Consider the following 12,122-nt stretch of genomic DNA (forward strand, 5'->3'; position numbering starts at 1 on the left):
AGCGGGATTGATATCCGATAGCCGCTTACTGATTGAATTATAGCGGATGCTTTTCTTTTGGAAATTTTGATTGATTGAAGCAAACAATAATGTTTCGTAGGCCGACTCCATCGTTCTGAGGCTATTGTCCTTATGACTAATCAAACAGTGAAGTAACAATTTGAAAATAACCTCGGCCTGTAACTTCTTCGAAAAGATATCAACTTCCGTCTCTGCAGCCAGCTCTACCAGCATATCCGAAGGAATTAACGACAAAACTTTATCAAGGAACATTCTTCCTTAACGTCTTTTACGCAATTTATTGTCTAATAGCAATAATTTATCTTTCGAACACCTGTGGTCAGGCGACCAACAACGGCAGAAGTAAATTAAACTAGTCGCCGCTGATGTCTCCCGAAGGGGACTCAGCGCAGCACGCTGTTGCTATTTCTAAAGTAGCATATAGATTAAGCATTTTTTAAAGGTTTGTTGACGAAAGCCAACCTAAGTACATCGGTTAATATTTCAATTGTTGTTGGTCAGGCGGCCAACAACGGCAGAATTACGCTTTTAAAATCGCTTGCGGATAGCCTGGTAACCGGTTACAGCCATTATTGTCGATTTGATCCCTAATTTCGTTGAGGCATTAACTATGTAATCATCTTCAAACAACTATGACCAGCCAGCTGGTCGCAAACGATCATATATGAGCGAATTCAGTAAACAACCCGAAATACGCTGGAGCGATCTCGACCCTAATTTTCATGTAAGGCATTCAGTCTACTACGACTGGGGCGCCTACATGCGGATGTGTTTCCTGACCGAAAGCGGGCTTACCACTGCCCTGATGCAGCAACTGCAGATCGGTCCCATCCTTTTCCGGGAGGAATGCATTTTCAAACGGGAGATCCATTTCGGAGACCAGATCACCATTAACGTAAAATTGCGCCGCTGCACACCGGATATGGGGCGCTGGAGCATGGTACACGAGATCTGGAAAAACGGGGCAACCTTAAGTGCCATTATCAATATAGATGGTGCCTGGATCGATACTTCAGTACGCAAACTGGCGCTGCCACCGGAATCATTCAAGGAAGCATTCGGCAAACTGCCGCGTTCGGAAGATTTTGAATGGATCAGCAAATAGAACAACTATAAAAAAAGCGTGACCCTGTATGCAGGATCACGCTTTCATCAACTGTAACTGTATCTATTCAAAAAAACTTAAAACTCCCAACGCAGGCGGGCTGTCTTTACAGACCTGCGGATCTTCCAAAGGTCAACAGCGCCGAATACCACAGGGGTATTGTTGTTATTTGCAATTACATCTGTTGCTACAGTTTCTTTTACTTCTGTAACAAGTTTTTTCAGTTCTTCTGCTTCTATCTGGACAATAGAAGGCATGACATTACTTTTCATAATATTACTATTTTATCTCTTTACAATATTTTTCTCCGAGCTGAAAACCACGCCTGTGAAGGCTTTTACACATCAGAAGCGGCACTTTTTTGTGCATCGCGGGGGGAAATCTTTTGCTCTTTCTCGGTTTCGGGGTGCAAAAGTACTACGTTGCAAGTTAACACGCAAATAAAAGGTAAAAAAAACTGTTAATATATAGTCAAACGGTAAATGAATGGCAGGAGAATGGTTTAAAACCATGACTGAGGGAGGATGAACGGCATTACCGGCATTGTGCCCTGCTTACATTAACTTTGCAACCGGAATCAACTATATGAAACGACCGATCATTTATCTGGCTGTATTATTACTTGGTATTGCATGCGGCAGAAAGCAGCAAAGTTTTACACCCGCCGAAAGTGCACTGGATGCGGGCCGCGAGTTCATCGATGCCTGTCTCAAAGGCGATTTTACAAAAGCTGCATTTTATATGGTAGCAGACAGCACAAATGATCGTTACCTCAGGCAGGTTGAAGGCGTTTACCGCAATGAAGACAGAAGCGGCCGCCAGGAATTGCGTACCGCGTCGATCAATATTAACCAGGTAGAAGAAGTGAACGACAGTACAACCATTATCCATTACAGTAATTCGCTCGATAAAACCCCTTACAAGGTAAAAGTGCGTGGAAATAAAGGGAACTGGCTGGTCGACCTCAAGTTTACCTACAATCCCAACCTCTGAAGCAGTTAATCCTGCTGCGGATAACCGCTCCAAATACTAACTTTGCAAAACTGCACCATGCAAGCTGGTGCAGACCGGTTGTACGGCCGGGATCCTGAAACAGATTTTAAACGAAAGTCCCTTTGAACAGAACGGGCAAAAAAGCAAACAATGCAAGAGACAGTAAAACACCCGTGGCACGGGGTTCCTTACGGTGAAGAAGCGCCGAGAATCGTAAACGCAGTGATCGAGATCCCGCAGGGCTCAAGGTGTAAATATGAAATCGACAAAGACAGCGGACTGCTCAAATTAGACCGTGTTATTTTCTCCTCTTTCCACTACCCTGTCAATTACGGTTTTATTCCACAGACTTATGGCGGAGATAAAGATCCGCTGGATATCCTCGTGATCACTTCACTTCCTGTTCAGCCACTCACCATTATGGAAGCCAAAGTGATCGGCGTCATGCAGATGATCGATGGCGGAGATCCGGATGACAAGATCATCGCCGTAGCCAATACCGATCCCGGGGTGAACCACTATAACAATATCGAAGAACTGCCAAGGCACTTTTTCGATGAACTGCGCCATTTCTTCGAAGAATACAAAAAACTGGAAAACAAGACCGTTGTGGTGGAAGATTTCGGCGACAAGGCAAAAGCTTTGTCCATTGTAGAGGAAGCAATTGAGTTTTACAAGACTACATTTGTTAAATAATATTTCAAACACCTTATATTTGCCAAAAATCTGCAAAAATGGAAAAACAATCAACAGCTAAATATTGGGCTCTTTTCTTTTTCTGGTTCGCTCTGATGATCGTACTGATCGTTGTTTACCGTGAATTCTTCTGGCTGGCCCTGCCTGGTACTGTTACCTATTTTGCAAAAGGAATGGATATTATGTAATCAATCATCCCTTACGATATAATAAAAAACGGCGTCTTTACAGCGCCGTTTTTTATTGCCTTTATCCGTGTGAAGCATATCGCTTAATTACACGAAGATTATGTGTTCTTTCGCCGGTATCGGAACTGATGATGCCTGCATTATCAATAGTGTCGATCCTTACCCTGCCCGATGCGTGAATGATGGTCTGGTTGTCCAGCATCAGTCCTACATGTGTGATCCTTCCGTTTTCATTGTCGAAAAAAGCAAGGTCGCCGCAAATAGCTTCCTGCAAAAAGCCCACCACTTCTCCCTGTTCTGCCTGTTGATAGGCGTCACGCTGTAATTTGAGGTTGAAGAAACGATACACCTGCTGCACAAAACCGCTGCAATCGATCCCGAATACCGAACGTCCGCCCCAGAGATAAGCCGTATTCAGGAATGGCATTGCCACTTTACGGATATTTTCAGGATTGAATACAGCCTGTTCAGGATCCCAGGTTGCCCCGTTATAAACGGCATGGAATTGTCCTATAACAGCTTTTCCGTTGTTAAAGAGCGTGAGCGGTGTGCCGAGTGATAATTGCATGACCGTATCATTGAACATAACCTGGTTGCTCCAGCCGGCGCAGAGCAGTTTGTTTCCTGGCAATGCAGGGTCGGTAATCTTTTCGAGTTGTGTCCGCTGGCACCAGCCTTCATATCCGTCGTACAGGTTACGGATCCGCTTGAAATCTTTGGTTTCTTCCAGCAGTTCTGCTACTTCGCCAAAAAGCAGCTGGCTGGTGATTTCACTGCGGTGAGAAGCTTCCGCACGAACAGGAGAAACAGGTACTATTGAAGCAACGAAAACCATTGGTATTATTATTTAGGGGTTCAAGTTATGGAATTTTACAACTATAGCATCTAAACAAAAACTACCTTTAGTCAAGTGAGTCACAACAGGTACGAACATATCACTGATAAGGAAATACTGGAGCGGTTTTACGGCGATCGTAATAACATGTGGCTGGGTATATTATTACAACGCTATACCTATCTCCTGCTTGGTGTATGTATGAAGTACCTCAAGAATGAAGAAGAAGCAAAAGACGCTGTTCAGCAGATCTTCCTGAAAGCTATTACCGAGCTCGGTAAGTATGAAGTGGAATACATAAAAAGCTGGTTGTATATGATCGCAAGGAATCATTGCCTGATGAAACTGCGCGACAAACATGTGATCATCCCTGCCGATGGCCGGGAAGACCTTCCTGCCGAGGAAAGCGATCACCGGGAGATGGCAGATAAAGAAAAAGCACTCTCTGTACTGGAAGATACTATTGAAGAACTGAACCCGGAGCAGAAAACCTGCGTAACTTTATTCTATCTTCAGAAAAAAAGCTATCAGGATATCGTGTCCATCACCGGGTTTACGCAACTGCAGGTGAAAAGTTATATCCAGAATGGCAAACGTAACCTGAAGTTACTGGTTGAAAAAAAACTGAAACAATCATAATGGCCGATCTGAAAGACATATTGAACCATGATGAAGCGCTCGACAATGAGATCCTGATGCGATACCTCAATGGTACAGCCTCAGAAGAAGAGCGCTTTGCCATAGAGAACCAGATGGCCGGTTCTGCATTTATGGATGATGCAGTAGAAGGACTTCAGCATTTCAGCGACAAGAACCAGTTGAAGAATTATGCCGATCAGTTAAACCGCCAGTTGCATAAACAGACCGCTACCGCCGTACAGCGCAAGAAACTGAAAGGCCGGCTGAAAAGCCAGCAGTGGGCCATTATCACTTTACTGGCCATCATCACCCTTTGTATCCTGGGTTATATTGTGATCAGGATGTATTATCATCAGCAATAAGCACCAGTTCCTATTGCAGGCAAAGCCTGTTGATCAGGTCAGCGTGATCCGGGTAAATGCCTGCAAGTTCTGCAGCATGTGCCAGTTCAAAATCAGCAAAATCAAACCCGGGCGATACCGTACAACCTACAAATGCAAAACTGCTTCCCGGCGCTGTCTCCGAAGCAAACCAGCAACCTGCAGGAACCGTATACTGGAAACGGGTTCCGGATTGCATATCATTTCCCAATAACACGGTTTCCAGCTGGCCCGAAGGATGCAATACATGAACATACATGGTTTGTCCTGCATAAAAATGCCAGCACTCATCGCTCCTGATCCTGTGAAAAGCAGAGAAATTCCCCTGCTCCAGCAGGAAAAAGATCGCTGTTGCATAATGCCTGCTCCCGTTGAATCCGGGTAAAGCTTCGGCAGGTATGGTTCCTTCTGAACGGTAAGTTTCGCGGTAATAGCCGCCTTCCGGATGCGGTAACAATGAATAGGTTTCTACGAGTTGTTGTGCTGTGATCATATTGGTCATATAGTAAATAAAAAGTCACATGAAGGTTCATGTGACTTAACGTTTTTATTGAAGTACGCAGTTTATACAGCGTCTGACAATGAAGTGAAGGTAAAGTCCCTGATCTTCATCGGCGGCACGAGATAACTCCTGTAAGATTCCACGCTGATACTTCTTTCGGGCTTGCCCAATGCTTCTACATTATTCAGCATGATCACCGGGCTTTCGTTGAAGCGCATGTTCTTGATCGGGAATTTGATCTGACCGTTCTCGATGTAGAAAGTTCCGTCGCGTGTAAGTCCGGTCAGCAGCAGTGTCTGCGCATCTACCATGCGGATATACCATAACCGGGATACCAGGATGCCTTTTTCTGTGCCTTTGATCAGCTCTTCGAGCGATTGGTTACCGCCTTCCATGATCATATTGCTGCCGAATGGTACGGGTTTTACATTTTTCTTCTGCGCCCAGAACTGGGAATAGCTGAGGTTTTTCACCACACCTTTATCGATCCAGGTCATGCGTTCCAGCGGGAAGCCTTCACGGTTCCAGGTGTTGCCGGGAAGTTCCGGATTATAAGGATCTGAATAGATGGTTACTTTTTCATCCATCAGCTGTTCGCCGAGCCGGTTTCCGCCACCGGGTTTACTCATGAAGCTGCGGCCTTCGTCTGCACTGCGGGCATCGAAACCGCGGAACATGTTCTCGAGCATATAGGTTGCTGCAACAGGTTCCAGGATCACTGTGTATTTACCGGGTTCGATCGCTCTTGCGTTCACGGATCCGTTGGCTTTGGATGCCGCGATAGATGTAGCGGCGAATGTATCCAGCTTGCGGATATCGTTAAAACCGCGGGCTGCATAACCCGAACCTGTACCTTCCTGGTTACGGGTGGTTACAGAGAAAGTAACATCGGTATTGGTATCATACAAAAACAATCCTTTTGAATTGAGGATAGCGCTGAAGCTGGTCGTATTCTCGAGAAAACCCGCTGCTTCCAGTTTTGCATCCTTCGCTACTTTGATACTTTTGGCTACGGCTTCTGCCCTGGTATCTGCAGTCATGTTTGCAGTTGCAGGTACATAACCGATAGAATCCTTGAATTCGAAATTACCCGGCCCCAGCAGCGGCATACGTTCGGGATTCTCCGGCGCCAGCTGCGCCAGTTCTTCCGCTCGTCTTACCACTTTTTCCAGCGAAGCATCATCAAATTCGTTGATCGATGCATTACCGGTTTTCTTTCCGAAAGTGGAACTCACCGAAAGGCTCAGCGTACTGCTGTCGCCCGCTGTGGAAACGGCGTTGCGCGCATAACGGATATTGCCTGATTCCTGTCCGCCCAGGCTTACTTCACATTCATCTGCTTTTGAATAAGCAAGCACTTTGGTAAGAAGTGCCCTGGCATCTGCTTTACTTAATATGGCCATGATTATGATTAGATTTTTCTAGCTGTATTAATAACGTTTACACCATTGAACCGCGAGGTAGAACTACCGTGTGATACGGCATTCGACTGTCCCGGCTGTCCTTTACCATCGTTGAACGCACCGCCGAGACGGTAATCGCGTTCATCAGCAATGGCAGTGCAGGAATTCCAGAATTCCTGGGTATTGGCCTGGTAAGCCACATCTTTCAGCATCCCGGCGATCTTTCCGTTACGGATCTCGTAAAAGGTCTGGCCGCCAAACTGGAAGTTATAGCGCTGCTGGTCGATGGAGAAAGAACCGTCGCCGATGATATAGATACCTTTTTCAACATCCTTGATCATATCATCCACGCTCAGCTGTTTCTTGCCGGGCTGCAGCGACACGTTCGGCATCCGCTGGAACTGTACATCGTTCCAGGTCTGCGCATAACAGCAACCCTGCGATTCTTTCAGGCCAAGAATATGCGCCTGGTCCCTGATAGCCTGGAAGTTCACCAGCACGCCGTCTTTGATGAGATCCCATTTCTTACAGGGCACACCTTCATCATCGTAACCAACGGCACCGAGCGAACCGGGTTGTAATTTATCGGCAACAACATTCACGATATCGGAACCGAATTTGAATTTCTTTGTTTTCAGCTTTTCCATAGTGAGGAAGCTGGTTCCGGCATAGTTGGCTTCGTAACCAAGCACCCTGTCGAGCTCAGTCGGGTGCGCAACAGATTCATGGATCGTGAGCCAGAGGTGCGAAGGATCGAGTACGAGATCATATTTACCAGGCTCAACCGATTTGGCCGTGAGTTTCTGGGTTACTTCCTCCGTGGCATTTTTCATATCCTCCAGCAGATCGTACCGGTCTTTGTAACGTGTAACGATACCTCCTACTTTGCTTTCAGCGGTTGGTGTAAGGTATTCATAACCCATACCAACCGGCGATCCGAGTCCTTTCCTTGTTTCAAATTTGCCGTTGCCGATCTTGGTAACGGTGAAATTGGGGAACAGGCGATGAATATCCTGGTCGATATAGGATCCGTCGGTGGAAGCAAAGAATTTCTGCTCGTTAATGGCAAGAATAGATGAGTTCACAAAATTAGCCCCGCCTTTCATAGCAATGGCATTGGCGGTAAGCAGGAGATCAACCTTGTCTTTTACAGGAACTGAGAATGCGTTGGTGATGATCGGTGTTTTCCAGCTTACATCACCCAATCCTTTTTGCGGGGCGAGTTTAACCGGCTCGGAAATGATCTTTGCATTGGCTTTGGCAACTTCCACCGCTTTTTCGGCAGTGCGGGCAATGCCTTCTTTTGTCATGTTGTTGGAAGAAGCAAATCCCCAGCTTCCGTTGGCGATCACGCGGATACCTACTCCATAGGATTCGGCATTAGCTACACCCTGAACGCGGTTTTCGCGTGTGGATACCACCTGGTTGAGGTAACGCCCGATCCGCACATCGGCATAGGTAGCGCCTTTTGCTTTAGCGGCGGAAAGTGCAACATCGGCCAGTTCTTTTTTCACGGCCACATCAACACCTTCCTGTAAAGCCTGCAGCGGATCGATAGGATTACCCAACAGGGAGAAATCGGGCAAAGCTATGGCACCGAGTCCCATAGCTGATAATTGCAGAAAGTCTTTTCTTTTCACTCCACTATAATTTTAGAGTAGTAATATATTGAAGTTGAAAGAGAATAGGAAATTTTTTTGAAGTTGAATTATCTTTCTGCTGATAACTGATTCCATTTCCATCCTTTCAAAAAAAGAATCCCGAATCGGCATGGCAGCGTAACTTTGTATAAAAAAAGAGATGTCGATCGCAACACAGGATGAATGGAATGGCATGCGCGAAATTGGTAATGTAGTGGGGATTACGCTTGAAAAAATGCGTACCCATGCACGCGTGGGCATGAGTACGAAAGAACTGGATGAATATGGCGGTAACCTGTTGCGTTCGATGGGCGCTAATTCCGCGCCTGCAGTTTCGTATGGCTTCCCGGGTTATACCTGTATCAGTGTCAATCATGAGATCGCGCACGGAATCCCTTCTTCAACGCGTATTTTACAGGAAGGTGACCTGATCAATATTGATGTTTCCGCTGAAAAGAATGGTTTCTGGGCAGATAATGGCGGATCATTTGTGCTGGGAACAGACCAGCACCAGCACCACGCACTTGTAAGCGCTTCAAAAAACATCCTGAAAAAAGCGATCGGCCAGATCAGGCATAATACCAGCATCTCTTCCATCGGCAAACTGATCGAAACTGAAGCGGCAAAAGCCGGCTTTACCGTGATCCGCAACCTCGCCGGTCATGGAACCGGACGCAACCTGCATGAAGCGCCGCATGAAATATTAAACTGCTACGACCGCTACAACCGCGAATCTTTTAAAAAGAACAGCGTGGTAGCAGTAGAAACATTTATTTCAACCCGTTCATCACTGGCAAGAGAAGGAAAAGACGGCTGGACACTCACCGGCAACAAAGGCGGTTTTGTTGCACAGCATGAACATACGATCGTTGTAACCGATGGTGAACCTATCATTTTAACACATCTTAACGGCATCTGGAATTAAGAGTACCGGTGCTTGGAAAAATTTAATCCATCTGCCAGCAGAGATACATCTTTCCCGCCTGAAATCTATAAACAGCTTTAGAAATAGCAAGTGCGTGCTGCGCTGAGTCCCCTTCGGGAGACGTCAGCGGAGGCATGTAAGATCGGCACGGTTAGCTATGAACCAAAAGATACTACCAGTCTTTGCTGAGGCGCCTCTTTGGCTTCGGTGCCCAGCGAAGCGCAGGCAATCAAAATGATGCGCAGCACAGTTTGATAGAGGCCAAAGCAGCGCTGGCGCAAAGACGAGGCCCAGCGGCCTGAGCGACACAGATGACAACACCAGTCTGAAAGGGTGAAATCTGTAAGCAGGTTTAGAAATAGCAGGTGCGTGCTGCGCTGAGTTCCCTTCGGGAGACATCAGCTGAGCCAGCGCAAAATCGTTGCGATTAACCATTCACCGAATAGCAGATGTATGTTAGGCTGAATCCCCTTCGAGAAACGTTAGCGGAGGCGGGTAAGATCGAAACGGTTAACCATTAACCAGAAGAATCCACCAGTCTTTGCAGAGGCGCCTCTTTGGCTTCGGTGCCCAGCGAAGCGCAGGCAATCAAAATGATGCGCAGCACAGTATGATAGAGGCCAAAGCAGCGCTGGCGCAAAGACGAGGCCCAGCGGCCTGAGCGACACAGATGACAGCACCAGTCTGAAAGGGTGAAATCTGTAAGCAGGTTTAGAAATAGCAGGTGCGTGCTGCGCTGAGTCTTCTGCGTAAGGCATCGGCTAAATGGAGGTATCTATTGCGATAGCGCCGTTGTTGGTCGCTGACCAACAACGGCGTCGTTTTCGGGAGACATCAACCGAGGCCATACTACAAATTCTTCCAAACAGATATGGAATTAAGAACGGCTGATTTTAAAAATCGTATCTTAGTGAGATCAACACTTACACTATGAAAAAGTTGTTCAGCATCTTCGCTATTGCTGCCATCGCAGCCTGTAATAACACTCCCAACCCGGAAACGCCTGCTACCCCTCCACCGGCACCGAAAAAGTCGTGGCAGGGTGAAAGATGCTTTGCCTTATTTTCAGGAAAAGACACCACGGTTCTCCGCCTGATGATGAACGACAGCAATATCAACGGCAATCTCCTGTACAACTATTTTGAAAAAGACCGCAACATGGGCGTTGTGGAAGGTAAGCTCACAGGCGACACCATCATTATGGATTATAGCTTTCAGTCGGAGGGCAAAACTTCTGTAAGAGAAGTTGCGTTCCTGCTGAAAACAAATGGTATTGCAGAAGGCCATGGTGAAATGAAAGAGCAGAAAGGGAAATTCGTGTTTGTGAACCGTTCGAATATTGCGTTCACGGACTCGCCTTTGCTGAAACGCATCGATTGCAGGTAGTCTAACGCAATCTGTCCGTAAACGCCGTAGCAGATATCTCCCGAAGGGGACTGCTACACTATGTACTACTCCAATAACCATCATTTCACTCATCGAACAATCACCATCTATGCGATTGCTATTCTCTTCGCTTGCTTTATTTTTCCTTTGCAGCCTTCAGGCACAAACCCGGTGGAACAATCCTTCCGGCAATAGCTTTCCTGTATTGCAAAACCAGGGATGGAGCGGAGAAATTGGTACTACATTTGAGCGTTTTCCGGCAAGAGCGGAGAAAACAGTCCGCAAGGCAGTATGGGATCTGTCGCATCATACCGCGGGCCTGGCCATTCATTTTTATACCAACGCACCTGAAATAATTGTACGGTACAAAGTAAAAGGCAGTTTCGCCATGAACCATATGCCGGCAACCGGTGTTTCCGGTGTGGATCTGTATGCGGTTACTCCTGATGGGAAATTGAAATTTGCCTGGGGCAGTTATCGTTTCGGTGACACCGTTCAATATAAATACCAGAATCTTGTAAGAGACCCGAAACAGCCGAAAGGATTTGAATACCGGTTATTCCTTCCCTTATACAACTCTGTCGACTGGATGCAGATCGGTATACCAGACAGTTGTCATTTTGAATTTATTCCTGTACGAAAAGAGAAGCCTGTTGTAGTATACGGTACATCTATTGCACAAGGTGGTTGTGCATCCAGGCCGGCGATGGGCTGGACGAATATATTATCGCGCAAGCTGAATTATCCTGTTATGAACCTGGCGTTTTCGGGGAATGGTCCTTTTGAAAAAGCGGTAGTGGATCTGATCCGGGAGATCGATGCAAGGGTTTTCATTTTTGATTGCCTGCCCAATATGGGAAGTCTTACAGATGAGGAAATTTACAGGAGAGTAATGGAGGGTGTTCAAAACATCCGCAATAAATATACAGCTCCGATTATCCTGACAGATCATGCCGGCTATACGAATGACCAGACAGATACTGCAAAAGCAACAGCCTGGAAACGGATGAACCTTGCACAACAGAAAGCTTACCAGCAACTCCTGAAGAACGGTATCAAAAACCTGTATTATCTTGATCATAAAACCATCGCTTTCCCCGCAGACGGCACTGTAGACGCTACGCATCCGAATGATCTCGGCATGCAGGCTTATGCTGATGCGTATGAGAAGTTGCTGCGGAAGTTGATGTAATCATGACGCAACTGCTTAAAACCATGCAGCGCTATCAAAGTGATACTCTTCGGTGAAGGAATCTCAGCCTCGGAGACGGTAAGATCAGTATGGTTAACCGTTAACCAGAAGACCCCACCAGTCTTTGCAGAGGCCCAGCGGCCTGAGCAACAAGGATGACAACATCGCGTGAAGTTTGAAATTTATGAACCGCTTTAGAAATAGCATCATCGTGCTG

Annotated in this window: 15 protein-coding genes; 9 read left to right on the forward strand and 6 right to left on the reverse strand. The window is 46.5% G+C overall.

Going from position 1 to position 12,122, the window contains the following annotated elements:
* Positions 1–234 (reverse strand): hypothetical protein (locus B5D42_RS18010; protein WP_217698843.1); only part of this gene is annotated, 234 nt, incomplete at its 3' end.
* A 451-nt stretch (positions 235–685) separates the two neighbouring features.
* On the opposite strand from B5D42_RS18010, the gene B5D42_RS15235 reads away from it, so the two are divergent.
* Positions 686–1,126: an acyl-CoA thioesterase gene (locus B5D42_RS15235; RefSeq protein WP_078832394.1), complete on the forward strand. Its 441-nt coding sequence runs from the start codon at positions 686–688 to the stop codon at positions 1,124–1,126.
* A gap of 77 nt (positions 1,127–1,203) precedes the next feature.
* Here B5D42_RS15235 and B5D42_RS15240 read toward each other — a convergent pair whose 3' ends face one another.
* Positions 1,204–1,398 (reverse strand): hypothetical protein, encoded by a 195-nt coding sequence (locus B5D42_RS15240; protein WP_078832395.1) that lies wholly within the window; start codon positions 1,396–1,398, stop codon positions 1,204–1,206.
* Positions 1,399–1,711: 313 nt separating this feature from the next.
* Between B5D42_RS15240 and B5D42_RS15245 the strand changes: the two genes are divergently transcribed.
* The 3 genes from B5D42_RS15245 to B5D42_RS17935 all read left to right on the forward strand — a co-directional run bounded on the left by B5D42_RS15245 (position 1,712) and on the right by B5D42_RS17935 (position 3,003).
* Positions 1,712–2,119 carry a hypothetical protein gene (locus tag B5D42_RS15245; RefSeq protein ID WP_139367192.1) on the forward strand — a complete coding sequence of 136 codons (408 nt, stop codon included), beginning with the start codon at positions 1,712–1,714 and terminating at the stop codon, positions 2,117–2,119.
* 150 nt (positions 2,120–2,269) lie between these two features.
* Positions 2,270–2,815 carry an inorganic diphosphatase gene (locus B5D42_RS15250; RefSeq protein WP_078832397.1) on the forward strand — a complete coding sequence of 182 codons (546 nt, stop codon included), beginning with the start codon at positions 2,270–2,272 and terminating at the stop codon, positions 2,813–2,815.
* A 38-nt stretch (positions 2,816–2,853) separates the two neighbouring features.
* Positions 2,854–3,003: a hypothetical protein gene (locus tag B5D42_RS17935; protein ID WP_176113035.1), complete on the forward strand. Its 150-nt coding sequence runs from the start codon at positions 2,854–2,856 to the stop codon at positions 3,001–3,003.
* 61 nt (positions 3,004–3,064) lie between these two features.
* Here B5D42_RS17935 and B5D42_RS15255 read toward each other — a convergent pair whose 3' ends face one another.
* Positions 3,065–3,838, reverse strand: coding sequence for a C40 family peptidase (locus tag B5D42_RS15255; protein WP_078832398.1), 774 nt, complete (start codon positions 3,836–3,838; stop codon positions 3,065–3,067).
* A gap of 75 nt (positions 3,839–3,913) precedes the next feature.
* On the opposite strand from B5D42_RS15255, the gene B5D42_RS15260 reads away from it, so the two are divergent.
* The gene (locus B5D42_RS15260) at positions 3,914–4,477 is read left to right on the forward strand and encodes an RNA polymerase sigma factor (protein ID WP_176113036.1); all 564 of its coding nucleotides are present in this window, start codon (positions 3,914–3,916) and stop codon (positions 4,475–4,477) included.
* Complete coding sequence (locus B5D42_RS15265) at positions 4,477–4,839, forward strand: hypothetical protein (protein ID WP_078832400.1); 363 nt, start codon at positions 4,477–4,479, stop codon at positions 4,837–4,839. The genes B5D42_RS15260 and B5D42_RS15265 overlap by 1 nt, the downstream gene beginning before the upstream one ends.
* Before the next feature lie 10 nt (positions 4,840–4,849).
* Here the strand turns inward: B5D42_RS15265 and B5D42_RS15270 are convergent, their stop codons facing one another.
* The 3 genes from B5D42_RS15270 to B5D42_RS15280 all read right to left on the reverse strand — a co-directional run bounded on the left by B5D42_RS15270 (position 4,850) and on the right by B5D42_RS15280 (position 8,402).
* Positions 4,850–5,350 (reverse strand): cupin domain-containing protein, encoded by a 501-nt coding sequence (locus tag B5D42_RS15270; RefSeq protein ID WP_078832507.1) that lies wholly within the window; start codon positions 5,348–5,350, stop codon positions 4,850–4,852.
* Between the two features lie 71 nt (positions 5,351–5,421).
* Positions 5,422–6,762, reverse strand: coding sequence for a TldD/PmbA family protein (locus B5D42_RS15275; protein ID WP_078832401.1), 1,341 nt, complete (start codon positions 6,760–6,762; stop codon positions 5,422–5,424).
* Between the two features lie 8 nt (positions 6,763–6,770).
* Positions 6,771–8,402, reverse strand: a complete 1,632-nt coding sequence (locus B5D42_RS15280) for a TldD/PmbA family protein (protein ID WP_078832402.1) — start codon at positions 8,400–8,402, stop codon at positions 6,771–6,773.
* Between the two features lie 160 nt (positions 8,403–8,562).
* On the opposite strand from B5D42_RS15280, the gene map reads away from it, so the two are divergent.
* The 3 genes from map to B5D42_RS15295 all read left to right on the forward strand — a co-directional run bounded on the left by map (position 8,563) and on the right by B5D42_RS15295 (position 11,905).
* Positions 8,563–9,327 carry a type I methionyl aminopeptidase gene (map, locus tag B5D42_RS15285; RefSeq protein ID WP_078832403.1) on the forward strand — a complete coding sequence of 255 codons (765 nt, stop codon included), beginning with the start codon at positions 8,563–8,565 and terminating at the stop codon, positions 9,325–9,327.
* Positions 9,328–10,257: 930 nt separating this feature from the next.
* Positions 10,258–10,713, forward strand: a complete 456-nt coding sequence (locus B5D42_RS15290; protein ID WP_078832404.1) for a hypothetical protein — start codon at positions 10,258–10,260, stop codon at positions 10,711–10,713.
* A 109-nt stretch (positions 10,714–10,822) separates the two neighbouring features.
* Positions 10,823–11,905, forward strand: a complete 1,083-nt coding sequence (locus B5D42_RS15295; RefSeq protein WP_078832405.1) for an SGNH/GDSL hydrolase family protein — start codon at positions 10,823–10,825, stop codon at positions 11,903–11,905.
* Positions 11,906–12,122 lie beyond the last annotated feature (217 nt).

This window comes from Sediminibacterium ginsengisoli (assembly GCF_900167075.1).
Lineage (GTDB): Bacteria > Bacteroidota > Bacteroidia > Chitinophagales > Chitinophagaceae > Sediminibacterium > Sediminibacterium ginsengisoli.

Coding starts and splice junctions, on each gene's coding strand:
- map (WP_078832403.1), top strand. CDS start 8,563: ATGTCGATCGCAACACAGGATGAATGGAATGGCATGCGCGAAATTGGT.
- B5D42_RS15295 (WP_078832405.1), top strand. CDS start 10,823: ATGCGATTGCTATTCTCTTCGCTTGCTTTATTTTTCCTTTGCAGCCTT.
- B5D42_RS15240 (WP_078832395.1), bottom strand. CDS start 1,398: ATGAAAAGTAATGTCATGCCTTCTATTGTCCAGATAGAAGCAGAAGAA.
- B5D42_RS15255 (WP_078832398.1), bottom strand. CDS start 3,838: ATGGTTTTCGTTGCTTCAATAGTACCTGTTTCTCCTGTTCGTGCGGAA.
- B5D42_RS15290 (WP_078832404.1), top strand. CDS start 10,258: ATGAAAAAGTTGTTCAGCATCTTCGCTATTGCTGCCATCGCAGCCTGT.
- B5D42_RS15235 (WP_078832394.1), top strand. CDS start 686: ATGAGCGAATTCAGTAAACAACCCGAAATACGCTGGAGCGATCTCGAC.
- B5D42_RS15275 (WP_078832401.1), bottom strand. CDS start 6,762: ATGGCCATATTAAGTAAAGCAGATGCCAGGGCACTTCTTACCAAAGTG.
- B5D42_RS15250 (WP_078832397.1), top strand. CDS start 2,270: ATGCAAGAGACAGTAAAACACCCGTGGCACGGGGTTCCTTACGGTGAA.
- B5D42_RS15270 (WP_078832507.1), bottom strand. CDS start 5,350: ATGATCACAGCACAACAACTCGTAGAAACCTATTCATTGTTACCGCAT.
- B5D42_RS17935 (WP_176113035.1), top strand. CDS start 2,854: ATGGAAAAACAATCAACAGCTAAATATTGGGCTCTTTTCTTTTTCTGG.
- B5D42_RS15245 (WP_139367192.1), top strand. CDS start 1,712: ATGAAACGACCGATCATTTATCTGGCTGTATTATTACTTGGTATTGCA.
- B5D42_RS15265 (WP_078832400.1), top strand. CDS start 4,477: ATGGCCGATCTGAAAGACATATTGAACCATGATGAAGCGCTCGACAAT.